This window comes from Pseudomonas sp. MDT1-16, from assembly GCF_054898115.1.
Genome location: NZ_CM142717.1, coordinates 2,754,619 through 2,779,299 on the forward strand (window position 1 = coordinate 2,754,619; position 24,681 = coordinate 2,779,299).

18 protein-coding genes and 4 pseudogenes are annotated in these 24,681 nt (G+C 59.2%); 16 read left to right on the forward strand and 6 right to left on the reverse strand.

Features of this window, described 5'->3' with window-relative positions; all coding sequences use genetic code 11:
• Window positions 1-4 precede the first annotated feature (4 nt).
• The 3 genes from ACYZT3_RS12545 to ACYZT3_RS12555 all read left to right on the forward strand — a co-directional run bounded on the left by ACYZT3_RS12545 (window position 5) and on the right by ACYZT3_RS12555 (window position 4,398).
• The gene (locus ACYZT3_RS12545) at window positions 5-1,009 is read left to right on the forward strand and encodes an ArsJ-associated glyceraldehyde-3-phosphate dehydrogenase (protein ID WP_462032194.1); all 1,005 of its coding nucleotides are present in this window, start codon (window positions 5-7) and stop codon (window positions 1,007-1,009) included.
• A 9-nt stretch (window positions 1,010-1,018) separates the two neighbouring features.
• Window positions 1,019-2,239: an organoarsenical effux MFS transporter ArsJ gene (arsJ, locus tag ACYZT3_RS12550; RefSeq protein ID WP_282377896.1), complete on the forward strand. Its 1,221-nt coding sequence runs from the start codon at window positions 1,019-1,021 to the stop codon at window positions 2,237-2,239.
• Window positions 2,240-2,496: 257 nt separating this feature from the next.
• Window positions 2,497-4,398: a potassium transporter Kup gene (locus ACYZT3_RS12555; protein ID WP_282377897.1), complete on the forward strand. Its 1,902-nt coding sequence runs from the start codon at window positions 2,497-2,499 to the stop codon at window positions 4,396-4,398.
• A 64-nt stretch (window positions 4,399-4,462) separates the two neighbouring features.
• Here the strand turns inward: ACYZT3_RS12555 and ACYZT3_RS12560 are convergent, their stop codons facing one another.
• The 6 genes and pseudogenes from ACYZT3_RS12560 to ACYZT3_RS12585 all read right to left on the reverse strand — a co-directional run.
• Window positions 4,463-5,254 carry an ABC transporter ATP-binding protein gene (locus ACYZT3_RS12560; protein WP_282377898.1) on the reverse strand — a complete coding sequence of 264 codons (792 nt, stop codon included), beginning with the start codon at window positions 5,252-5,254 and terminating at the stop codon, window positions 4,463-4,465.
• Window positions 5,251-5,739 (reverse strand): annotated as a pseudogene (locus ACYZT3_RS12565) (iron chelate uptake ABC transporter family permease subunit); the annotation flags it as partial. The gene ACYZT3_RS12560 and the pseudogene ACYZT3_RS12565, both read right to left, overlap by 4 nt.
• A 20-nt stretch (window positions 5,740-5,759) precedes the next feature.
• The gene (locus ACYZT3_RS12570; RefSeq protein WP_282377899.1) at window positions 5,760-6,773 is read right to left on the reverse strand and encodes an ABC transporter substrate-binding protein; all 1,014 of its coding nucleotides are present in this window, start codon (window positions 6,771-6,773) and stop codon (window positions 5,760-5,762) included.
• 145 nt (window positions 6,774-6,918) lie between these two features.
• On the reverse strand, window positions 6,919-7,479 hold the full coding sequence (locus tag ACYZT3_RS12575) for a lipid-binding SYLF domain-containing protein (RefSeq protein WP_282377900.1): 561 nt from the start codon (window positions 7,477-7,479) through the stop codon (window positions 6,919-6,921).
• 253 nt (window positions 7,480-7,732) lie between these two features.
• A pseudogene (locus ACYZT3_RS12580) lies at window positions 7,733-7,966 on the reverse strand (D-glutamate cyclase family protein); the annotation flags it as partial.
• Between the two features lie 13 nt (window positions 7,967-7,979).
• Window positions 7,980-8,993: pseudogene (locus ACYZT3_RS12585) on the reverse strand (RNA repair transcriptional activator RtcR family protein); the annotation flags it as partial.
• Here ACYZT3_RS12585 and ACYZT3_RS12590 point away from each other — a divergent pair.
• The 13 genes and pseudogenes from ACYZT3_RS12590 to ACYZT3_RS12650 all read left to right on the forward strand — a co-directional run.
• Window positions 8,954-9,808: pseudogene (locus ACYZT3_RS12590) on the forward strand (RNA 3'-terminal phosphate cyclase); the annotation flags it as partial. The pseudogenes ACYZT3_RS12585 and ACYZT3_RS12590 overlap by 40 nt on opposite strands.
• 165 nt (window positions 9,809-9,973) lie before the next feature.
• Window positions 9,974-10,114 (forward strand): hypothetical protein, encoded by a 141-nt coding sequence (locus tag ACYZT3_RS12595; protein WP_282377901.1) that lies wholly within the window; start codon window positions 9,974-9,976, stop codon window positions 10,112-10,114.
• A 94-nt stretch (window positions 10,115-10,208) separates the two neighbouring features.
• Entirely contained in the window at window positions 10,209-12,770 is a 2,562-nt protein-coding gene (gene nirB, locus ACYZT3_RS12600) for a nitrite reductase large subunit NirB (protein ID WP_462032195.1), read from the forward strand.
• Window positions 12,770-13,147 carry a nitrite reductase small subunit NirD gene (nirD, locus tag ACYZT3_RS12605; RefSeq protein ID WP_282377903.1) on the forward strand — a complete coding sequence of 126 codons (378 nt, stop codon included), beginning with the start codon at window positions 12,770-12,772 and terminating at the stop codon, window positions 13,145-13,147. The genes nirB and nirD overlap by 1 nt, the downstream gene beginning before the upstream one ends.
• 40 nt (window positions 13,148-13,187) lie before the next feature.
• Window positions 13,188-13,628, forward strand: coding sequence for a CBS domain-containing protein (locus ACYZT3_RS12610; protein WP_129444742.1), 441 nt, complete (start codon window positions 13,188-13,190; stop codon window positions 13,626-13,628).
• Between the two features lie 396 nt (window positions 13,629-14,024).
• On the forward strand, window positions 14,025-14,468 hold the full coding sequence (locus tag ACYZT3_RS12615; RefSeq protein ID WP_282377906.1) for a CopD family copper resistance protein: 444 nt from the start codon (window positions 14,025-14,027) through the stop codon (window positions 14,466-14,468).
• A 116-nt stretch (window positions 14,469-14,584) separates the two neighbouring features.
• Window positions 14,585-15,931: an oxygen-independent coproporphyrinogen III oxidase gene (locus ACYZT3_RS12620; protein ID WP_282377907.1), complete on the forward strand. Its 1,347-nt coding sequence runs from the start codon at window positions 14,585-14,587 to the stop codon at window positions 15,929-15,931.
• Window positions 15,932-15,953: 22 nt separating this feature from the next.
• A complete protein-coding gene (gene hemN / locus ACYZT3_RS12625; protein ID WP_282377908.1) occupies window positions 15,954-17,342 on the forward strand; it encodes an oxygen-independent coproporphyrinogen III oxidase in 1,389 nt (462 codons plus the stop codon).
• Between the two features lie 104 nt (window positions 17,343-17,446).
• Window positions 17,447-19,627: a transcriptional regulator NosR gene (gene nosR / locus ACYZT3_RS12630; RefSeq protein ID WP_282377909.1), complete on the forward strand. Its 2,181-nt coding sequence runs from the start codon at window positions 17,447-17,449 to the stop codon at window positions 19,625-19,627.
• Between the two features lie 56 nt (window positions 19,628-19,683).
• On the forward strand, window positions 19,684-21,603 hold the full coding sequence (gene nosZ / locus ACYZT3_RS12635) for a TAT-dependent nitrous-oxide reductase (RefSeq protein ID WP_462032196.1): 1,920 nt from the start codon (window positions 19,684-19,686) through the stop codon (window positions 21,601-21,603).
• Window positions 21,604-21,630: 27 nt separating this feature from the next.
• Entirely contained in the window at window positions 21,631-22,923 is a 1,293-nt protein-coding gene (locus ACYZT3_RS12640; protein ID WP_282383397.1) for a nitrous oxide reductase family maturation protein NosD, read from the forward strand.
• Window positions 22,920-23,843: an ABC transporter ATP-binding protein gene (locus tag ACYZT3_RS12645; RefSeq protein WP_282383395.1), complete on the forward strand. Its 924-nt coding sequence runs from the start codon at window positions 22,920-22,922 to the stop codon at window positions 23,841-23,843. Before ACYZT3_RS12640 ends, ACYZT3_RS12645 begins: the two co-directional genes overlap by 4 nt.
• Entirely contained in the window at window positions 23,840-24,670 is an 831-nt protein-coding gene (locus ACYZT3_RS12650) for an ABC transporter permease (protein ID WP_282383393.1), read from the forward strand. Before ACYZT3_RS12645 ends, ACYZT3_RS12650 begins: the two co-directional genes overlap by 4 nt.
• Window positions 24,671-24,681 lie beyond the last annotated feature (11 nt).

The window sequence follows — 24,681 nt, forward strand, 5'->3', positions numbered from 1 at the left end:
AAACATGACTATCAAAGTTGGCATCAATGGTTTCGGTCGGATCGGTCGCCTCGCGCTGCGAGCAGCCTGGAGCTGGCCAGAGTTCGAATTCGTGCAGATCAATGATCCGGCAGGTGACGCGGCGACTCATGCGCACCTGCTGAACTTCGACTCGGTGCATGGCCGTTGGAATTACCAGGCCGACTCCGAAGCCGACAGCATCGTCATCGACGGCAAACGAATCAAGGTAACGACCAACAAGGCGATTGCCGACACCGATTGGTCGGGCTGCGACCTGGTGATTGAAGCCAGCGGCAAGATGAAGACCGTCGCTGTGCTTCAGGCTTACCTCGACCAAGGTGTGAAACGTGTGGTGGTCAGCGCCCCGGTAAAGGAAAAAGGCGCGCTGAACATCGTCATGGGCGTCAACCATCAGCTGTTCAAGCCGGCTGAGCATCGAATCGTCACTGCCGCTTCGTGCACCACTAACTGTCTGGCGCCCGTGGTGAAAGTCATCCACGAGAAACTGGGCATTCGCCACGGATCGATCACCACTATCCATGACCTGACCAACACCCAAAGCATTCTCGATCAACCGCACAAGGATCTGCGGCGTGCGCGTGCTTCAGGCATGAGCCTGATTCCAACCAGTACCGGCTCGGCCACCGCCATTGCCGAAATTTTCCCGGAGCTGCGTGGGCGCCTGAATGGTCACGCCGTACGCGTGCCGCTGGCCAACGCTTCGCTGACGGACTGCGTCTTCGAAGTCGAGCGTGCCACCACTGTCGAAGAGGTGAATCAACTCCTCAAGGACGCTTCCGAGAACGAGCTAAAGGACATCCTCGGTTTCGAGACGCGTCCACTGGTGTCCATCGACTACCGTACCGACCCGCGCTCATCGATCATCGATGCGCTGTCGACCATGGTCATCAACGGCACTCAGGTTAAACTCTATGCCTGGTACGACAACGAATGGGGCTATGCCAACCGCACCGTCGAACTGGCCAAAATGGTCGGTCTTGCTGTCTAAGGAGCGGTCATGAAAGCGTTGTCAGCCCTCGCTCCGGAAGTGCGGCAGTACCTGCTCGTGACGGGCAACTACTGGGCCTTCACCCTTACCGACGGCGCCTTGCGCATGTTGGTGGTGCTGCACTTTCACGCGTTGGGCTACAGCCCACTTCAAATCGCGGCGTTGTTTCTGTTCTACGAACTCTTCGGCGTTATCACCAACCTGGTGGGTGGCTACCTCGGCGCCCGGCTGGGTCTGAACCGGACCATGAACATCGGGCTGGGCATCCAGGTCGCGGCGCTGCTGATGTTGACGGTTCCGATAGCTTGGCTGACCATTCCATGGGTGATGGGCGCTCAGGCACTGTCGGGGATTGCCAAAGACCTGAACAAGATGAGTGCCAAAAGCTCCATCAAGCTTCTGGTCCCCGATGGGCAGCAGGGCAAGCTCTACCAGTGGGTGGCCATCCTCACCGGCTCGAAGAACGCCCTCAAGGGTGTTGGCTTCTTTCTCGGTGGAGCCTTGCTGGCATTGATCGGCTTCAAAGGTGCATTGCTGGCCATGGCGGGTGTTCTGGCGCTGATCTGGATCAGCAGCTTGATCCTGTTGAAGAAGGACCTGGGTAAAGCGAAAGCCAAGCCAAAGTTTCGAGACATCTTGTCCAAGAGTCGGGCAATCAACATCCTTTCAGCGGCGCGGATGTTCCTCTTCGGTGCCCGCGACGTCTGGTTTGTGGTGGCCTTGCCGGTCTACCTCAGCAGCGTGTTCGGTTGGGACTTCTGGAAGGTTGGCGGCTTCCTTGCGGCCTGGGTGATTGGCTACGGCATCGTACAGTCCTTCGCACCCAACATCACCGGAAAGAAACGTGGGCACGTACCGGATGGTCGAGCGGCGTTTCTGTGGGCACTTGCACTGGCGGGTCTGCCGGCGGCAATCGCTCTCGGGCTCAACACCGAATTGTCACAGCAGGTGGTACTGCTCGGGGGATTGATGGTCTTTGGTGCGCTGTTCGCGGTGAACTCCTCGCTGCACAGCTACCTGATCGTGTCCTACGCCAAGGAAGATGGCGTGTCATTGGATGTGGGGTTTTATTACATGTCCAACGCCATGGGACGGTTGATAGGCACGGTGCTCTCCGGCTGGGTTTATCAGGTGTATGGGCTGGGGGCGTGTTTATGGATATCGAGCGCCTTCGTGCTGCTCGCAGCACTGATTTCCATCGGGTTGCCGAGGCATACCGAGACGATGTGAAGTCACACTGAAAGTGGTTTGCAGCCCATCGCTCTCAGCAGTCAGGCAATTGATGTAAGGCAGGCAGTGTGGGAGGCAAGTTGTAAGTCCGCCGTAATTTTTTTACGCTTTCTTTACGGTAGGTGTTTTTGCCCGCAACGATACTGGCCGCGATTTTTTTTAGATCGTCCATGCGCCTCGCTTTTCCGTGGCCCTGGAAAAATGTATTGCCCAAGGATGGCGTGCAGTTACTTCCCGCTAATTGAGAGAAGCGCCCCTTGAGTGAGAAAGCGACCGTTGCAAACGAAGACTCCCAATCCAAAACCTCAGGAGTAGGCTTGCTCGTCGCTGCCGTCGGGGTGGTTTACGGGGACATTGGCACCAGCCCCCTCTACACACTGAAAGAAGTATTTTCCGGCCATTACGGCGTTCAAGTAAATCACGACGGCGTGCTGGGCATTCTGTCGTTGATCTTCTGGTCACTGATCTGGGTAGTTTCGATCAAATACGTGCTGTTCATCCTGCGTGCCAACAACCAGGGCGAAGGCGGCATCATGGCGTTGACGGCGTTAGCCCGCCGCGCAGCAGCACCTTATCCGCACATGAGCAAGGTACTGGTGCTGCTCGGCCTGTTCGGTGCGGCACTTTTTTACGGGGACAGCATGATCACCCCGGCCATTTCGGTGCTCTCTGCGGTTGAAGGATTACAGCTGGCGTTTGACGGAATAGAGCACTGGGTGGTGCCCTTGTCAGTGATCGTGCTGGTGGCGCTGTTCTTGATACAGAAACATGGCACGGCTCGAATCGGCATCCTGTTTGGCCCGGTCATGGTGCTGTGGTTTGTGGTGTTGGGTGCCCTTGGGATCTACGGTATTTTGCAGCGTCCCGAAGTGCTGCAAGCGCTTAACCCTGCTTGGGCAGTGCAGTTCTTTGTGGTTCATCCGGGAATGGGTGTAGCGATTTTGGGCGCTGTCGTGTTGGCATTGACTGGTGCTGAAGCACTGTATGCCGACATGGGCCACTTTGGTCGCAAACCGATTTCTCGTGCATGGTTCATTTTGGTGTTGCCGGGGCTGGTACTCAATTATTTTGGCCAGGGTGCCTTGATCCTGGAGAACCCGGAGGCTGTGCGTAATCCGTTCTATCTGCTTGCGCCGAGCTGGGCACTGCTGCCGATGGTCGCGCTCTCCACCCTGGCCACCATCATCGCCTCTCAAGCGGTGATCTCCGGTGCTTTCTCCCTGACTCGCCAGGCCATTCAGCTGGGTTACGTTCCTCGCATGTTTATCCAGCACACCTCCAGCCAGGAGCAGGGGCAGATCTACATCGGCACGGTTAACTGGGCGTTGATGGTCGGTGTCGTGCTGCTGGTGATCGGTTTCGAGTCATCCAGTGCCTTGGCCGCCGCTTATGGAGTCGCGGTGACGGGAACCATGTTGGTCACGACAATCTTATCCTCGGCCGTCGTCCTGCTCCTTTGGAAAACCCCGCGCTGGCTGGCCATCCCGATGCTGCTAGGATTTTTGCTGGTGGACGGTCTGTATTTCGCGGCCAATGCGCCGAAGATTTTTCAGGGCGGTGCGTTCCCGGTGATCGCTGGCATTGGTCTGTTCATCTTGATGACGACCTGGAAGCGGGGCAGGAAGATTATTGTTGAGCGGCTGGATGAAACCGCGCTTCCACTACCGCTATTCATCGCCAGCATCCGTACGCAGCCTCCCCATCGCGTACAAGGCACGGCGGTTTTTCTGACGGCCAGGGCAGATGCTGTTCCGCATGCACTACTGCACAATCTCCTGCATAACCAGGTTTTGCATGAGCAAGTGGTACTGCTCACCGTGGTGTCCGAAGACAGTCCTCGCGTGAGTGCTGACCGGCGGTTTGAGGTTGAAGCCTATGGGGAAGGCTTCTTCCGGGTCAGTCTGCACTTTGGTTTTATCGAGGAGCCCGATGTACCCCAAGCGTTGAGTCTCTGTCACTTGTCTGAGCTGGATTTCAGTCCGATGCGCACGACCTATTTCCTGAGCCGAGAGACGGTGATCCCAACCAAGCGCATTGGTATGGCACGCTGGCGGGAGAGTCTTTTCGCGTTTCTGCTGAAGAACGCCAACAGCAACCTGAAGTATTTCAAATTGCCACTGAACAGGGTGATTGAGCTGGGGACTCAGGTGGAGATGTAAGGATGAGCAAGGACGCCTCTGCCAGTCGCCTGAGGTTCGGCATATCCGAATACCCCAGAGCAAGTCAAACAGAGCGAAATCGCAGAATCTGCGCGCCGTCGAAAGGATCGACAAGGTAATGCCCGTGTACGCCGAACGTATCCTGCAAGCATTGCGGGGTCAGCACCTCAAGTGGTTTGCCGAGGGCCACTAATCGCCCCCGATCCAGTACCGCCAAACGATCACAGATCAGCGCCTGATTCAAGTCATGCAGGGCTATCAATGTCGTCACCGACAGAGCCTGTACAACTTTTAGAATGGCGAGTTGATGCTGGATATCCAAGTGATTGGTCGGTCCGTCCAGCAACAGAATCTGCGGGCGCTGGGCCAAAGCGCGAGCGATGTGGACACGCTGACGTTCACCGCCGGACAGACTGTGCCAGTTTCGGTTTTTCAGGTGCGCCACATCGACGTCGCGCAGCGCCTGCAGGACGATGGCATCGTCCTCGCTCGACCACGGGCTCAAGGCCGACAGCCACGGCGCTCGACCCAGGGCTACGGCGTCAAACACACTGATGGCATCCAAGGTGTCGGCCTGTTGCTCTACCACCGCCAGGGTTTGCGCGATGGTTCGCCGTGACAGCGCCTTGAGGCACTGGCCGTTGAGGTGGATGTCTCCCCGGCTGGGGACGCGCACGCCGGCCAGCAGTTTGAGCAGCGTGGATTTTCCTGAACCGTTGGGTCCGACGAGGCCCAGGGTTTCACCACGACGGATGTCCAGGTGGATGCCGTGCAGCAACTCAGCGTCGCGGACATGGAACCCGAGGCCGGAGCAACGCAGTACGGAGTCGCCGATAACAGGCGAGGCAGCATTCATCGGGCATTCCTCCGACCGATCAGGATCAACGCGAACACCGGCGCGCCAACCAGTGCGGTGATGACGTCGACCGGGATCACCTGGCCTTTGATCAGCGTTCGGGAGAGCACATCGGCGGCGATCAGAAACACAAAAATGAAGGCATCCAGCGCCCGACGGTGCCACAGGCACACCGCGAGACCGGTCAATGCCACGGGCACCGACAGCCACACCGATGGCCAGCGCACGCCGCTGAGATTACCCAGCAACCAGAACATGATGCCGCGGGCTTGTTCGGAACTGGCCGACTTGGTGATCAGAAACGCGGTGAACGCATTGAACAATTGCGAACCGGCAATCCCCGCGAGGATGATCTGCCCGGTACCGCCGATTGAACCACTGGCGCGGGCCAGCAGAACAACCACGGCGAAGGCGGCAACGGCGCCGACAAACGCCCCGGCCGACAGCGAAATCAGCCCCGCCCCGAGGGCCAGCAATGCCAGCAGCGTACGAATCAGCGTCGTGGTCATTTCGGCAGGTCGTAGCCGCTGATGGCTGATGCCAGGGCTTCAAGGCCGTCGAACATTCTCACGCTGGCCTGCATGGCCATGGCGTCGAGGATGATGATGCGGTTGTATTTCACGGCGTCCATGTTGCGGGTCACCGGGTCGCTGCGCAGGAACTCCAGTTTCTTTTGATCGTCGTCAGCCGGGAAGCGACGGCGATCCATGCGTGCGATGACCAGGAAGGTCGGGTTGGCCTTGGCGATGGTTTCCCAGCCGACGGTTGGCCATTCTTCGTCGGACTCCACAACGTTACGCACGCCCAAGGTGTTGAGCATGAAGTCGGGAATGCCCTTGTGCCCGGCGACATAGGGGTCGATATCCAGACTGGCGCTGGAGAACCAGAACAGCGCACTGGTGTGCTTCAGATCCTTGTGCTGTACGGTGGCAATGGACTTGGCCAGACTGGCCTTGAGTTGGGCGTTCAACTGCTGGCCACGTTCCTGCACATCGAAGATTTCAGCCAATTGGCTGATGCTTTTGTAGAGGCTGTCGATGCGAAACGCCTCCAGACGTGTGCCGTCGGCACCGACCAGGTTGTCCTTGGCTTCGCAGTCGGTCGGCATCAAGTAGGTCGGGATTTTCAGTTCGTGAAACTGGTCGCGAGTACCGACCGCGCCTTGCGGACCGACCATCCACTCCAGCTCCACGGCCACCAGCTGTGGACGCTTGCCGATCACCGCCTCGAAACTTGGCTCGTTATCGGCCAGGCGTTCAATCGTGTCGTTCTCTGTCCTGTACTTGGCCAGCACCTCGTTGAACCACAGCGAAGTGCCGACCAGCGTGTTGCCAAGGCCCATGGCGTAAAGCATTTCGGTGCCCGCCTGGCCGATGGTCACGGCACGGCTGGGTGCCTGCTGAAAGGTCAACGTGCTGCCACAGTTCTCGACAGTCAGGGGGTAGTGGGTCGGGGCCGCATGGGCGAGGGTGGACAGACCCAGGGTGGTGACGAGGGTGGCAAGGCGGGACAGCAGCATGACGCAATCTCCATTTGACCGTACAAGAGCCGGGGTACGGACTGGAAACACATCATCGAACGCTGCCATTAAAGCAGTGAAGTGCCGACTATCGCCACTGACCGACACTTTGTGTCTGGCGCATCCGTGCGCCAAACGGTCGGCTTTAGCGCTTGATCAGGGAAATCTTGGTTCCTTCGATGCTGACCCCGGCCATTAACCCCTGCTGGTCGAAAATGAACGCGTAGGCATCGTCCTTCAGCGTCGAGCTGGACAAATTCTTCGACACCCCTTCATCAACCACAACAACAGTGGGTCCTACGCCGATTTCCCAGCCCTTGGTTTCGCGTACATAGTTCACGGCTTTGTCGGTCATCAGGAAAACCACATAGCCATACGACTGGGCGCCTGCCTGTAGCCCCCATGACCCGGTTACGGAGTTGTAATAACCCTCTACTGTCTTGCCCTTCATCAATACGCCTTCGCCATAGCTGCCGCCAAACACAAGGCCCGCCTTGATGATTTTGGGGAAGACAAGTATCGCTTTGGCGTTGTGCGAAATGGTTTCGGCAAAGGGCGTGGCCTTGTAGAGAGACTGCAACGCTTGTCGAGAGTCGACATCCAGATCCTCGGCGGTTGCTGCACCTGCAGTGTTCAAGAAGCTCGCCGATGCCAGTGAGGCTGTCGCAAGGATGATCGATAGGAAGAACCGCATTGACTGAGTCATTTTCGAACTCCGATACGGGAGCATTGGATGTGAGCAGCAGTCAGCGCCTGCCCCTGGCAGAGTCCGAGCCTACTGAAATTATCCGGCGCACCCTAAAGTGTGTGAACCACTGGCTTCGCCCTTGGATGAAACAGGCCAGAGGCAGTTGATCATTGGCGATGCCATCACCTGCTTTGACCTCTGCGCAGAGGCCGGGTTCGTCGTCAGAGACCTCAGTTTTACTGACGGACTCGGTCAAGCTACCAAAACCTGCAGCTTCGACGGGTACGGCATCGCCGTAGTCCGGGGAGTTGAGTGCGCGGATACCGATCAGCGACGGATCGCCGATGTGCTCGGGGGCGCCGTGAACGTTGGGCATGTGTGCGGTGATTAGAATGGCCTGGATGGCCGCCGCCGCTTTCATCGGTCGCATGCTGACCACCAGTTTGCCACTCAGTCGAGCGGTGGGGCGCGTGTCTATGCTGGTCTGGTACATCCCGAGATTGCGTAAGTACGGATCACCCCGCATCGGACAGGCTGTCCGCCTGCCGGCATACGTCGAGTACGGCTTTGAGTTGCAGGCGATCGAACAGGTCCATCACGAGGTTTTCACCGAGCAACCTGTTCAGGCCGTCGTCTGGCTGAGCCAGGCCCCAGGCATAGCGCAGGCGGTCAATTTCCTCCTCGACCTGAGCTTCATCGATCCGCCCGCTGTCGGCCAATGTCGCCATGCGGGTGATGGAGGCCGACAGCTCTCGAAAGTTGCCCAGCCAGGCCGCTTCACTTGAGCTGGCGAATGCCAGATAACGACGCCGCGCTTCGAGGTTGAAACGCACCATTTGACCGTGTTCCCGGGCATGGCGCTCGAGTTCGAAATCGATATTCGGCTCGATGTCTTCGCGTCGACCGACCAGACCGGGAAGGTCGAACGTCCACAGATTGATTCGCGCATACAAATCTTCGCGAAACAGCCCTTCGGCCACGCGGCTGCGCAGGTCGCGGTGGGTGCCGGCGATGATCAGGAAGTCGCTTTCCACTTCCTTGTCCGACCCCAGTGGAAAGAAGCGTTTTTCCTCAATGGCTTTGAGCAGCATGGCTTGCTCATCCGCGCCCAACTCACCTATTTCATCGAGAAACAGCATGCCTCCATCGGCCGCTCGCAACAGGCCGTCGCGGGCGTTCTGCGCGCCGGTGAAAGCACCCTTGATGTGGCCGAAGAGGGTCGACATGGCGCCATCACCCCGCAACGTGGCGCAGTTCACTTCGACAAAGCGACCCTGCATCTGATGCCGACTGCGCTTGAGTTCATAGATGCGCCGGGCCAGAAAGGATTTGCCGGCACCGGTCGGGCCGATCAGCAGCATGGGCGCTTGTGAACGCACCGCCACGCGCTCGATCTGCTCGATGGAGCGGTTAAGCGCTGCGTTTCGAGTGGCAATCCCGGACTTGAGAAAGGCCAGGCCTTCCAGGCGTTTATGGGCGAACCGCGTGGCGATGCGGTCGTAGCGCGACAGGTCAAGATCGATCAGGGCATGGGTGCCGATGGCGCGCTCTTGCTCCTCAAGCCGGCGGGGAGTTCAGCTTTGCTATTGGCACCGCTGGAAGCTGCACGCTGGTGTTACAGACGCTGTTGCCTGCCTTGCTGTTGGCACCTGAAGCCAGTCGCGTGCGGATTTCGGGTGGTACTCATAATTCGATGGCGCCGCCCACTGACTTTCTGCAACTGGCCTGGTTGCCCCAACTGCGGCGCATGGGCGCGAAGGTTGAATTGCAGCTGGTGCGCCATGGGTTTGTGCCGGCCGGGGGCGGCGAGATCGAGGCGTTTATTCAGCCGTCGACCCTGACTCCGTTGCACCTGCTGGAGCGTGGTGCCTTGCTCTCGAAACGCGCTTGTGCGCTGATCGTGGGCATTGCGCCCAATGTGGCCGAGCGTGAATTGAGTCAGGTGGCCAAACGGTTGGAGATGGCGCAGGACGAATTGCAGTGTGTCGCCCTCGATCAGGACCGTGGCCCCGGTAACGTCCTGCTGCTGGAATATGCTTTTGAACACGTCACTGAAATGTTCAGCGCATTCGGTCAGGCGGCCCTTCGCGCAGAACAGGTCGCCGATGGCGCAATCAATCAGGCGGCGGCCTGGCTGAACAGCGAGGCAGCCGTGGCCGAACACCTTGCCGATCAATTGCTGTTGCCCATGGCGCTGGCGGGAGGCGGAAGCTTTACCACACCGCGAATGACTGAGCATCTGCAAAGCAATATCGCGGTGATTGAACGCTTCCTGCCAATGACAATCGATTGCCAGGAAGAGGGGGCAAACAGGATCAGGCTTGAGTGCAAGCGCTCTACGCCATGATCCACTTTATTCAGATTCGATCACGAGGCCTTCGAGCTTCCTGCGCTGTATTTAGCCTTCGTGCACTTTTATAAGGCCGCGCAACACGCCTCTGCACTATGCGAAGGCAAATATCGGGCATTCATGGGCCCCCGTGGTCAACGTTTACTGGCGCAAGGACTGCCAATGGCAGACTGGCACAAAGTCTGCAAGACACTGTTCAGGCCCACTGTGAACGCAGTCGAGTGGGCAGCCCCCTCGGTCAACGACGATCGATTGGCCGAACAGGTCGTGGGCAACATCGGTGGATCCGGCATAGATGCCTGACTTAGCACCGTAAATGAACAGGCAAAGACGCCTGGAACCGCAAGGTTTCAGGCGTTTTTTTTGCTTTTTGAACAGCTATAGACGGGTGTCTCTTATGAATTCCAATGTTGCCACTTTGAACAAGCTGCAATCGCTGATCGTGATCGGCAATGGCATGGTCGGACATCATTGTGTCGAACAGCTGATCGAACGCGGTGCCCTTGATCACTATCAGCTGCACGTCTTCAGCGAGGAGCCGATGCGTGCCTACGACCGCGTGCACCTGTCCGAGTACTTCTCCGGTCGCGATGCCGAGTCGCTGGCCCTCGGTGCAGCCTCGCTGTACCAGACCCCGGGCGTCACCCTGCATTTGGGTGTGCCGGTATTGGAAATCGACCGCGTCCGTCGCCAAGTGATCACCGCGCAAGGGTGTGTCCCATTCGACAAATTGGTGCTGGCCACCGGATCCTATCCGTTTGTGCCGCCAATCGACGGCGCCGAAGGCGATTCGCGCCTGGTGTATCGCACCCTTGAAGACCTCGACGCCATCCGTGCCGCGGCGACCAATGCCCGACGCGGTGTGGTGGTCGGCGGTGGCTTGCTGGGCCTGGAAGCCGCCAACGCCCTGAAAACCCTGGGGCTGGAAGCTCATGTGGTGGAATTCGCCCCACGCCTGATGCCGGTGCAGCTGGACGAGTACGGTGGCCTGGCGCTCAAGGCGCAGATCGAACGGCTCGGCGTTGGTGTACACCTGTCGCGCGGAACGCAATCGATCAGCGCAGGCGAGGACTACCGCTACCGGATGAACTTCGCCAATGACGAATTTCTTGAAGCCGACCTGATCGTGTTCTCCGCCGGTATCCGCGCGCAAGACGCACTGGCCCGTCAATGCTCGCTGGAAGTCGGCCCGCGCGGCGGCGTCGTGATTGACGACCAATGCCTGAGCAGCGATCCGAACATCTATGCCATCGGCGAGTGTGCCGCCTGGAATGGCAGCATTTTTGGTCTGGTTGCCCCGGGTTATCAGATGGCGCGCGGTGTCGCTGCACTGTTGTGCAACGAGGCTGCCGAGCCGTTCATGGGCGCGGACATGTCGACCAAGCTCAAGCTGCTGGGTGTCGATGTCGGTTCCATCGGCGACGCGCACGGCAGCACGCCGGGCGCGCGCAGTTATCAGTTCATCGACGAAACCACGGCCAGTTACCGACGCTTGGTGGTGGATGCCACGGGCAAGCACGTACTCGGTGCGGTGCTGGTCGGTGACAACAGCTATTACGACACGCTGCTGCAATACATGCAGAACGCGATTGCGCTGCCGGCGGAACCCGCCAGCCTGATTCTGCCGTCGTCCGAAGGCGCGCCGACCCTGGGCCCGGGCGCCTTGCCCGAGTCGGCAACGGTCTGCTCGTGCCACAACGTCACCAAGGGTTCCATTTGTTCGGCCATTGACGGTGGCTGCACTGACCTCGGCCTGCTCAAATCGCAGACCAAAGCCTGCACCGGTTGCGGCGGTTGTGCCGGGCTGCTCAAGCAGGTCTTCGAGCATGAGTTGATTGCCCGTGGCGTCAGCGTCGATAAAAGCCTGTGCGAACACTTTGCCTATACCCGTCAGGAGCTCTATGCGCTGGTGCGGGTAGAAGGGGTGATCACCTTCGAAGAACTGCTGGCCAAGCATGGCCGTGGCCACACCGGTTGCGACGTGTGCAAACCGGCGGTGGGCTCGATCCTCGCGTCGTGCTGGAATCAGCCGATCATGGACGCGTCGCTGGTGCCGCTGCAGGACACCAACGACACCTTCATGGCCAACATGCAGAAAAACGGCACCTATTCGGTGGTGCCACGCATCCCCGGTGGCGAGATCACCGCCGACAAACTGATTGCGATCGGTGTGGTGGCGAAGAAATACGACCTCTACACCAAAATCACCGGCGGCCAGCGTATCGACCTGTTTGGCGCGCAGTTGCATGAATTGCCGGACATCTGGGCCGAGCTGATCGAAGCCGGTTTTGAAACCGGGCACGCCTACGGTAAATCCACCCGCACGGTGAAGTCCTGTGTCGGCAGTACCTGGTGCCGTTATGGCGTGCAGGACAGCGTGCAAATGGCCCTGACCATCGAGGAACGCTACAAAGGCCTGCGCTCGCCGCACAAACTCAAGTTCGCGGTGTCCGGTTGCACCCGCGAGTGCGCCGAAGCACAGAGCAAAGACGTGGGCGTGATCGCCACCGAGAAGGGCTGGAACCTTTACATCGCCGGCAACGGCGGCATGCGACCGCGCCATGCCGAGCTGTTCGCTACCGACCTCGACGATGAAACCCTGATTCGCTACATCGACCGCTTCCTGATGTTCTACATCCGCACCGCCGACAAATTGCAGCGTACATCGGTCTGGCGCGAAAGCCTGGAGGGCGGCCTCGATTACCTCAAAGAAGTGGTCATCAACGACAGCCTCGGGCTGGGTGAAGAGCTCGAGTCGCAGATGCAGTTGGTGGTCAACCGCTATGAGTGCGAGTGGGCCAACGCCCTCAAAGACCCGGAAAAACTCAAGCGCTTCCGTACCTTCGTCAACGATAAACGCCCGGATCCGGACATCCACTTTGTCCAGGAACGTGGCCAGCGGCGCCCAATCATGGCCGCCGAACTCAACCTTATCCCCGTCACCGAGGAGATTGCCTGATGAGCCAGTCCAATACCCAACGCATCGATTCCCTGGAAAACACCGATGCCTGGCAAACGGTGTGTGACCAACAGGATCTGGTCAGCAACTCCGGCGTCGTCGTCTGGCTTGACGGCGCGCAAGTGGCGCTGTTCTACCTGCCGGATGCCGAGGGTCGGACCCTCTACGCCATCGATAACCATGACCCGCAATCCGGTGCGAATGTCATCGGTCGCGGTTTGGTCGGCAGCATCAAGGGTGATCTGGTCGTTGCATCGCCGATTTACAAACAGCATTTCCGTCTTGAGGACGGTAGCTGCCTGGAGTACCCGCAACAGCGTCTGCGTGTCTGGCCCGTGCGGTTGAACAGCGGCGTGGTGGAAGTCGGGGTGGCTTGAGCCTGTTCAACAGCATCGCGTATCCGCATCGGAGGCATTTATGAAAACAGCCGCACAATTGCTGAAACTCAAGGTCGTGCAAAACCGCCAGGTGCATAGCATCGCGCCCGATGAGATGGTGCTTGAAGCTCTGAGGATCATGGCCGAAAAGAACGTGGGCGCGCTTCCGGTGATCGAGGCCGGGCAGGTGGTCGGCGTGATCAGCGAGCGCGACTATGCGCGCAAGGTCGTTCTGCAGGGGCGTTCCTCGGTCGGTACGCCAGTGCGCGACATCATGAGCGCGCCCGTGGTGACCGCCGACAGTCAGCAGAGTATCGAGCGTTGCATGGCAGTGATGACCGACAGCCATCTGCGTCACCTGCCGGTGGTGGACGGTGGCGAACTGATTGGTCTGTTATCGATTGGGGATCTGGTCAAGGAAGCCATCGTCGAACAGGCTGATCTGATTCGGCAGCTGGAGCATTACATTCGCGGGCACTGAACAGGTCGGCGCCTCGGTGAGTGGTAATGCTGTTCACTTAAGGTTGGGGTACCTATCCGTTTCTGCGGTAACGGCGGCTTAGGGTTCCGCCCTTACGGCGGGTCACTTGGAAAAGCGCCAAGTAACTCGCTGTAAAAGCGAAACCAATAGCGGCCATTACCACATAAACGGATATGCACACGATCAACAAAGCACAGGTCGGCCGCTCTTGATCCACCGCCCCCTCGCTACGCATGTGTGTGCCTGGAAACACCAAGCTTGGGGGTTTTGCGGCTTTCTTGATCGGTGTCAACCGCATGGATCGGCGGGCTCTGTAGTCTCCAGAGACCGACAGCCAGTGCGCTCACCCCAATGTTCGCCGTAGCGCGGGTTGCCTTGACTCAAGGCGAAAACTCCATGATCTATCCGCTGATTCTGACCTTGCATCTGTTTGCCGCGCTGATCTTCATCGGCACGGTGTTCTTCGAAGTCCTGTTCCTGGAAAGCATCCGCAAACAGTTACCCGGCAAAGTGATGCTACTGGTCGAGCAGGGCATCGGCCGCCGAGCCCGCTCGCTGATGCCGTGGGTGCTGCTGGTGTTGTTCGGTGCGGGACTGGGCATGGTCTGGTTGCGTTACTTGCCAGCCCTTGCCTCACCATTGGCCTCATCGTTCGGCACATTGCTGGCGTTGAAAATCGCGGTGGCCGTGAGTGTGCTGCTGCATTTTCTGGGCGCTATGTTTTTGTTCAAAAGCGGCCGAATGAGCCCGCGCTACCTGCACTTCATCCATGGCAGCCTGTTTTGCCACATGGTCGTTATCGTGCTGCTGGCCAAGGGAATGTTTTACTTGACGTGGTAATCGGGGCTGACCGGTGGTCCGTTGTGCAGACACTTCGCTTGCGCTTGATGCAAATCAAGGCGCATTGATGGTCAGCCCCGCAGACTGAAAATCCGCAGCCAGTCTCGGAGACCGTCATGCCCGATTTATTTCACAACCCAGGCGAGTTGATCGCTCGGTGCGATCAAGGCGTGCTTGACCCCAACTGTCATGCCGACACGCAAAAATTTCATGACGGTATTGGCTCTCTGGATCTGCTTCGTGCACTGCGCGTCAGCCGCCAGAAGTGCCATCCGCTGTCCCTGAACGTGCAGCTGCCTTCCAGCCTCAAGCCGTCTTCCTGTGCCCCGCGCGATATCGCCGGCGAGCACAGCGGTATCGAGCAGTACCTTCAGCGCCTGGAGCGTGAAATCGACCTCGTCGGTTGTCACCTGGGTGCGGAGCAACGGATCGAGCAGTTTCATTTGGGGGGCGGAACGCCCATGGCTGCGCATTTGGAGCGGCTGATGAATCATCTGCGTGGCCGGTTCAACTTTCTTGAACATGAGTGCGGCGACTACAGCGTCGAGGTGGACCTTCACCATACCGACTGGTCAACCATGGGCTTGCTGCGCGACCAGGGGTTCAATCATGTGAGCATTGGCGTTCCGGACATCGACTCCGACTGTGATATGTCGGTGGCCTGCTACCAGAACCCGGCACCGATCCACTCGCTCATGGATGCCGCGCGCACCTTTGGCTTTCGATCAATCAACGTCGATCTGGGTTTTGGCCATGCCTGGCAGACACCCGGCAGTTTTGCGCTGAAACTGGCGACCATTATCGAGCTGGAGCCGGACAGGCTGTTGGTGTTCGACTATGCCCGGCCACCACGCCGCTATCGGCCGGTACTCGGTGACAACATCAGAGAGCTGTGCAGCCAGGACGATAAAGGCGCGATGCGCCAGATCTGCTTTGAGCAACTGATGTGCGCGGGTTATCACTACATTGGTCTGGGGCAGTTTGTCCGGCCTGATGATGATCTGGCGGTCGCCCAGGAGCGAGGCCGGTTACGCCGTACCTGTGAGGGTTTCTCCCGTCACGGCTATTGCGATCATGTCGGATTCGGTTTGGGTGCCATCAGCCAGATCGACGATTTGTACACGCAAAACACCGATGAGATTGAACGTTATCAGCAGCAGCTGGACATAAGACAATTGCCGACGTGTCGAGGCTGGCGCTTCGAGGCAGGGGATCAGATCAGGCAAATGGTCATGGAGCGTCTGGCCTGTGATCAGGAACTGGATATCCGCGCCATCGAGAGGCGCTATGGGCTGGTTTTTTCAAAGTACTTCTGCGCTGTCTGGCCGTTGCTGGAGCAATTGAGCCGGGATGGGTTGATTGAGTTGTCAGACCGTTTCATCAGCATTCTTCCCGCCGGTCGGCCGGAAGTGGATGCCATCTGCAGCCTGTTCGAAAAGGATTTGGCCGGTGCAAGGCATTAACCCACCTGCGAGTTGATTGATCATGAAACCTTCATTCGATTTCAATCGAACCCTGGTCGAAAAGTATGACCGCCCCGGGCCGCGCTATACCTCTTACCCCACGGCGCCGCAGTTTCATCAGGCGTTTGCCGTCGACGACTATCAGCGTGCCGCCCGCGACAGCAATCAGGTGGCCGCGCCAAAACCGCTGTCGGTGTACATCCACATTCCGTTCTGCAAAAGCCTTTGTTACTACTGCGCCTGCAACAAAATCATTACCCAGAAAACCCATCGCGCCGTTGAGTACCTGAAGTATCTCAAGCGCGAAATCGCGATGCAGGCGGCCTTGTTCGACAACACGCGCAAACTCACTCAGTTGCACCTGGGTGGCGGCACACCGACCTATTTGACCAGCGAACAGCTGGCGGACCTGATGGACTGCCTGCACCAGGCGTTCAACATGGATGACAGCGATGACCATGAGTTTTCCATCGAGGTCGACCCGCGCACCATCAGTACCGAACAGATCCAGTCGTTGCGCCAACTGGGCTTCAATCGCCTGAGCTTTGGCGTGCAGGATTTCGACCCCGACGTGCAGGCAGCGGTCAATCGCCAGCAAAGTGAAGAGCAGATTTATCGGCTGGTGGCGGCGGCGCGCGAGGCGCAATTCAAGTCGATCAGCGTCGACCTTATCTACGGTCTGCCACTGCAAACCGTGCAGAGTTTCGACGTCACCCTCAGCAAGATCATCGCGCTGCGCCCGGACCGGATTGCCGCCTACAGCTACGCGCATTTGCCGGAGCTGGTGCGCGCGCAGCGGCTGATTCGACCCGCCGACATGCCGCCACCGGAGCGCAAGCTGGAACTGCTCGAGCTGACCATTCGCCGACTGACCGAGGCCGGTTACGTCTATATCGGCATGGATCATTTCGCCTTGCCGGATGACGAGCTGGCGCTGGCCCGGGCCAATGGCACCCTGCAGCGCAATTTTCAGGGCTACTCCACCCATGCCGACTGCGATTTGATCGGCCTTGGGGTGTCGTCGATCGGCAAGGTCGGCGACAGCTATAGCCAGAGCGTCAAGGAGCTTTCGCAGTATTACAGCCGTATCGATCAAGGGATGTTGCCGGTGCATCGGGGTTACCGCTTGAATGCTGACGACCTGCTGCGCCGCGAGGTGATCAGCGACCTGATGTGCCATGGCCGTATCGAGTTCGACAAGTATGAAGTGCGTCATGGCATTCGCTTCACCGAGTATTTTGCCGAGGCGCTGGCGCAGCTGGACGAGCACGTGCGCGATGGATTGCTGCAGATTCATCGCGACGAATTGGTGCTGTTGCCACAAGGGCATTTGATGATGCGCAGTGCCGCGATGGCGTTTGACGCCTATCTGGGTGGTGAACAAAAAGGGCAGTTTTCCCGCACCGTCTGAGACATTGGAGCGTGTCCTCTAATGACTTTTGTTGATTTCAATCAAGGGCCGGGGGCGCAACGCTCCCTAACATGACCGCAAGCCCTTTTGAAATCAGCGAGCCCATGACAATCCATCAGCCTTCGATACACGGCAACCTGCGCGTCTGGGGCGTCGGGCTGGTGGTCCTGCTGATGCTGATGCTCGCCACCTTTGAGGTCGTTCAGGCCAAGCAATACGGTGACATCGAGCAGCAGCGCATCGAAAAAACCTTCCCTCAGACTGACTCGGTTTCCGCCCCCGAAGGCCCGTTCAAGGTGCGCACGCTGTCCGCCGCCGGCAAGGTGCTCGGCTATGTGTTCCAGAGCCTGGACGTGGTGGATATTCCGGCCTACTCGGGCAAACCGATCAACACCCAGGTGATCCTCGACACCGCCGGCATGATTCAGGATGCCTATGTGCTGGAGCACCACGAGCCGATTTTGCTGATTGGCATCCCTGAGGCAAAACTTCACGGCTTCAGCGCCAAATACAAAGGCATCAAGGTCAGTCAGCGGGTCGTCGTCGGCCATTCCAGTGACCCGAACGCGGTCACCGTCGATGCGATTGCAGGGGCCACCGTTACGGCGATGGTGGTCAACGAGGTCATCATGCGCGCCGCCCATGAGGTGGCCGTATCGCTCAAGCTGGTCGAGGACACGGGCGCTGTGGCGCGCAAGCCCGCCACCGTGCGCCAGGACTTTTTCGAGCCCGCGACCTGGGAACAACTGACCGGCAACGGCGCTATCCGCCGGTTGAACCTGACCCGTGGCCAGGTCGACACCGCCTTCAAGGGCACCGAAGCCGAAGGCGTCGACAACGCCAGCGCCGATCAGGTTGATGAGACCTTTATCGAGCTGTACACCGCCGACTTGAACCCGCCGACCATTGGCCGCGCGCTGTTGGGCGACAATCAATATCGCTTCCTCATGCAAGACCTCAAGCCTGGCGAGCAGGCCATCGCGGTGCTGGGTCGTGGGCTGTTTTCCTATAAAGGCTCGGGGTATGTGCGCGGCGGTATTTTCGATCGGGTGCAACTGCGTCAGTTCGGCAACGTCATCAGTTTTCGCGACATGGACCACCAGCGGCTCTCGGATGTGTTTGCCAAAGGCATGCCCGAGTTCACTGAGATGTCGATTTTCATTGTGCGCGAACCGGTCCGGTTCGATCCGGGATCGCCCTGGTCCCTGGAACTGCTGGTGCGTCGCCAGACCGGTCCGGTCAGTGGCACCTTCAGCAGCTTCGAATTGCCTTATCAACTGCCCGAGCCGTACCTTGAACGGCCACTGCCCAGCGCCGAAGAACTGGCCGCCCTCGAGGAAGCCAGTCGGCCGATGTGGTTGACCCTCTGGTACCAGAAACACTTCCAGATCGCTGTACTCGGGACCGCGTTGCTACTGCTGACGGCGATCCTGTTTTTGCAGGACACATTCACTCGCCGGCCACATTTTCTGCACTGGCTGCGTCGGGGTTACCTGATCTTTACCGTGGTGTTTCTCGGCTGGTATGCGCTGGGGCAGCTGTCGGTAGTCAACGTCCTGACGTTTGTGCATGCGCTGTTCGAGCACTTTCGCTGGGAGTTGTTTCTCACCGATCCGCTGATCTTCATGCTCTGGGTCTTCGCCGCCGCCAGCATTTTGCTGTGGGGCCGTGGCGTGTTCTGCGGCTGGCTGTGCCCATTCGGCGCTTTGCAAGAGTTGATCAACGAAGCCGCGCGCAAGCTGAAAATCCCCCAGTACGAACTGCCGTTCGCGGTCCATGAACGGCTGTGGGCGATCAAGTACATCATTTTGCTGCTGCTGTTCGGTATCTCCCTGGAGTCGATGTCCACCGCCGAGCTGTTCGCCGAGGTGGAACCGTTCAAGACCGCTATCACCCTCAGGTTCGACCGCCAGTGGTGGTTCGTGGCCTATGCGGTGGCGCTGCTGGTCATCAATATCTTCACGCGCAAAGTTTATTGCCGCTACATCTGCCCCTTGGGCGCGGCGCTGGCGATTCCGACCAAGTTGCGCCTGTTCGACTGGCTCAAACGCCGCAAGGATTGCGGCACGCCCTGCCAACTGTGCGCCAAGGAATGCGAGATCCAGGCGATTCATCCCGATGGCCGGATCAATGCCAACGAGTGCCACTACTGCCTCGATTGCCAGATGACTTACCAGAACGAGAACAAATGTCCGCCGCTGATCAACAAACGCAAGAAGCGCGGCAAACCGGCACCCGCCGCGGTGCAACTGATACCTGTCGTGGAAGTCACCGCTCTGGAATGAACCCCGCGAGCGCCTGTGCGCAGCGACCGTTTTTATCCCTTCAAGGAACACACCTCATGAACGACACAGAATCCAAAAAAACCACTGAAGTGCCGGAGTCGACCGGCCTCAGTCGTCGCGGCTTCCTGGGCACCAGCGCGGTGACCGGCGCGGTACTGGCTGGTGCCACGGCCATCGGTGGCGCGGTCTTCACCCGTGAGACATGGGCGGCAGCGGCCAAGGACGCGCAACTGAAAACCCACGTCGGGCCGGGCGAACTGGATCAGTACTACGGTTTCTGGAGTGGCGGCCATCAGGGCGAAGTGCGGATCATGGGCATTCCGTCGATGCGCGAGTTGTTGCGTGTTCCGGTGTTCAACGTCGATTCCGCCACCGGCTGGGGCCTGACCAACGAAAGCAAACGGATCATGGGCGACAGCGCCCACTTCCAGAATGGCGATTGCCACCACCCGCATTTGTCCATGACCGACGGCAAGTACGACGGCAAGTACTTGTTCATCAATGACAAGGCCAACAGCCGGGTTGCGCGTATCCGTCTGGACATCATGAAGTGCGACAAGATGCTCACCGTGCCCAATGTTCAGGCCGTTCACGGGCTGCGCCTGCAGAAAGTGCCGCACACAAAATACGTGTTCGCCAATGCCGAATTCGTCATTCCACACCCCAATGACGGCAGCACCTTCGACCTGCAGGACAAGAACAGCTACACGATGTTCAACGCCATTGATGCCGAGAAGATGGAGATGGCCTTCCAGGTCATCGTCGACGGCAACCTCGATAACACCGACGCCGACTACACCGGCAAGTACGCGGCTTCGACCTGCTACAACTCGGAGAAGGCCTACGACCTGGGCGGCATGATGCGCAACGAACGCGACTGGGTGGTGGTGTTCAACATCCCGCGCATCGAAGCGGCGATCAAGGCGGGCAAGTTCATCACCCTGGACGGCTCGAAAGTGCCGGTGGTCGACGGTCGTAAAAACGAAGGCAAGGACAGCGCGTTCACGCGTTACATCCCGGTGCCGAAAAACCCTCACGGTCTCAATACTTCGCCCGATGGCAAGTACTTCATTGCCAACGGCAAGCTCTCGCCGACCTGCACGATCATTGCTATCGCCAAGCTGGATGATCTGTTCGACGACAAGTTCAAGGATCCGCGCGACGTAGTGGTCGGTGAGCCAGAGTTGGGTCTTGGCCCGCTTCACACCACCTACGACGGTCGCGGTAATGCCTACACCACGCTGTTTATCGACAGCCAGGTGGTGAAGTGGAACGTCGAGGAGGCGATTCGCGCGTACACCGGCGAGAAGGTCAATTACATCAAGCAGAAACTCGACGTGCATTACCAGCCGGGCCACAACCATGCGTCGCTGACCGAAACCAGCGAGGCCGACGGCCAATGGCTGATGGTCCTCAGCAAGTTTTCCAAGGACCGCTTCCTGCCGACCGGCCCGCTGCACCCGGAAAACGACCAGTTGATCGATATTTCCGGCGAGGAGATGAAACTGGTACACGACGGCCCGGCCTTCGCCGAGCCCCACGATTGCGTCATGGCCCGTCGCGACCAGATCAAGACCAAAAAAATCTGGGACCGCAACGACCCGTTTTTCGCCGAAACCGTGGTGATCGCCGCAAAAGACGGGATCAAGCTGGAGACCGACAACAAGGTCATCCGCGACGGTAACAAAGTCCGCGTCTACATGACCTCGATGGCTCCGGCTTACGGCCTGCCGGAATTCACCGTCAAACAGGGCAACGAGGTCACCGTAATCATCACCAACATCGACCAGATTGAAGACGTGACCCATGGCTTTGTGATGACCAACCATGGCGTGAGCATGGAGATCAGCCCGCAGCAGACGTCATCGATCACCTTCATCGCCGACAAGGCCGGCCTGCACTGGTACTACTGCAGCTGGTTCTGCCATGCGCTGCACATGGAAATGGTCGGCCGCATGAAGGTCGAGAAGGCCTGACCGTTGCCCATCGACAGGAGCGGGCCAATGACCGATTTCAAGCAAACCCCCGTGAAGGTCATTGCGCTGGCGCTCCTGTCGCTTGGCGGCAGCGCGCTGGCGGCGGTACAACCCGTCACTAGCTTGCCGTTGAAGGTGGACGCCGATCAACGCTGGCACCTGCCGGCGGGGGAATACCGCGGCTCGTTCAGCGTCGATCAACCGATGCAGATTGTCTGCGAGCCGGGCGCGGTGTTCCAGGGAGAGGGGCAGGGCAACGGTTTGATCATCAGTGCGCCGGATGTCGGCATTGAGGGCTGCACCTTTCTGGATTGGGGCCACGATCTCACCGCTATGAACGCGGCGCTGTTCATCCAGCCAAAGGCCTATGGCGCGATGATTAAAGGCAATCGCCTGCAAGGTCGGGGCTTCGGTATCTGGGTCGATGGTACTCGGGATGTGAGCCTGATCGACAACCGCATTCAAGGTGATGCGACGATGCGCTCGCAGGATCGCGGCAACGGCATTCATCTGTATGCCGTGCATGGCGCCAAGGTCATTGGCAATCAGGTCCGCGACACCCGCGATGGCATTTACATCGACACTTCCAACGGCAACTTGCTGCAGGGCAATACCCTGGAAGACCTGCGCTACGGCGTGCATTACATGTTCGCCAACGATAACCAGCTGATCGGCAACACCACTCGCCGCACCCGCACCGGCTACGCCTTGATGCAAAGCCGCAAGCTCACGGTGATCGGCAATCGCTCCGAACAGGATCAGAACTACGGGATCCTGATGAACTACATCACTTATTCGACTTTGCGTGACAACTTCGTCACTGACGTGCGCGACGGTTCGACCGGCGACAGCATGATCAGCGGTGCCGAGGGCAAGGCGCTGTTCATCTACAACTCGCTGTTCAACAGCATCGAACACAATCACTTCCAGCACAGCGCCGTGGGCATCCATCTCACCGCAGGCTCGGAAGATAACCGCATCGCCGACAACGCTTTTGTCGGCAATCAACGGCAGGTCAAGTACGTCGCCACCCGCTTGCAGGAATGGTCGGCGGATGGCCGGGGCAATTACTGGAGCGATTACCTGGGCTGGGACCGCAACAACGATGGCCTCGGCGATATCGCTTACGAACCCAATGACAACGTCGACCGTCTGCTGTGGTTGTACCCGCAGGTGCGGCTGTTGATGAACAGCCCCGGTATCGAGTTGCTGCGCTGGGTGCAACGGGCCTTTCCGGTGATGAAGTCGCCGGGTGTGCTCGACAGTCATCCGCTGATGAAGTCATCCACTCAAACCCTGACCCAGGAGCCCACCTCATGAACGTCATCGACCTCCAAGGCGTGAGCCAGCGCTATGGGCATGCCACCGTGTTGCATCAGCTCAACCTCAGCCTGGCGGAAGGTGAAGTGCTGGGTTTGTTCGGGCACAACGGCGCGGGCAAGACCACCAGCATGAAACTGGTGCTTGGCCTGCTCCAGCCCAGCGAAGGCCAGGTCAGGGTGTTCGGCCGTTTGCCCAGTGATCCCCACGTGCGGCGCCTGCTCGGTTATCTGCCGGAGAACGTGACTTTTTACCCGCAGCTGAGCGGTCTTGAGACGTTGCGCCATTTCGCGCGACTCAAAGGCGCCGCGTCCGCTCAGGTGGACGTGCTGCTGGAGGAAGTCGGCCTGGCCGGTGCGGCACATCGACGGGTCAAGACCTACTCCAAAGGCATGCGTCAACGCCTGGGGCTGGCGCAAGCGTTGCTCGGTGAGCCGCGTTTGTTGCTGCTCGACGAGCCGACCGTCGGCCTCGATCCCATCGCTACCCAGGACCTTTATCGCTTGCTCGATCGCCTGCGCAGCCAAGGCACCAGCATCATTCTTTGTTCCCACGTATTGCCCGGCGTCGAGGCGCACATCAACCGCGCAGCGATTCTGACCCAGGGCCGCCTGCTGGCCCTCGGCAGTCTGCACAGTTTGCGTGAGGAAGCCGGGTTGCCAACGCTGATTCGCGCCAACGGCCTCAAGCACGCCGGGCCCTTGCAACAACGTTGGAACGACGCCGGGCACGTCACCGAGCGCTGGGGCGTCGAAGGTCTTGAAGTGGCCGCGCTCAATGGCAGCAAGCTCGGGCTGTTGCGCCAACTGCTCAATGAAGACGAACCGGTCGACGTGGAAATCCATCAGCCGTCCCTGGAAGATATTTACCGCTACTACATGAGCCGGGCCGGTGCGGCGTCGATCGGGGAGGCCGTATGAACGCTGTCTGGAACATGGCCCGCAAGGAATTCAGTGACGGTTTGCGCAATCGCTGGTTGTTGGCGATCAGTGTGTTGTTCGCGGTGCTGGCCATCGGCATCGCCTGGCTGGGCGCGGCGGCTTCCGGGCAATTGGGTTTCACTTCGGTGCCGGCCACCATCGCCAGCCTCGCCAGTCTGGCAACGTTTTTGATGCCGTTGATTGCGTTGCTGTTGGCCTATGACGCCATCGTCGGCGAGGACGAGAGCGGCACATTGCTGCTGTTGCTGACCTACCCGTTGGGTCGCGGGCAGATTCTGCTCGGCAAGTTTGTCGGCCACGGGCTGATCCTGGCGCTGGCGACACTGATCGGTTTCGGCTGCGCGATGCTGGCGATTGCTGTGTTGGTGGACGATGTCGAACTGAGCCTGTTGCTCTGGGCCTTTGGCCGTTTCATGGCGTCGTCGACGTTACTGGGCTGGGGTTTTCTGGGGCTGGCCTATGTGCTGAGCAGTGTGTCTGCCGAGAAATCCACGGCGGCCGGGTTGGCGCTGGGCGTCTGGTTCTTCTTCGTGCTGGTGTTCGACCTGGCACTGCTGGCGCTGCTGGTGCTTAGCGAAGGGCAGTTCAACCCGAAAGTGCTGCCCTGGTTGCTGTTGCTCAATCCCGCCGACATCTATCGCCTGATCAACCTTTCCGGTTTTGAACCCGGCGCCCATGCCGCTGGAGTACTGACCCTGGGCAGCGATTTGCCGATGCCAGGCTCGATGCTCTGGCTGTGCCTGTCGCTGTGGGTGGCGGCGCCATTGGGCTCGGCCTGGCTGTTGTTCCGTCGCCGGGCGACATGAGTTTCCCCTTT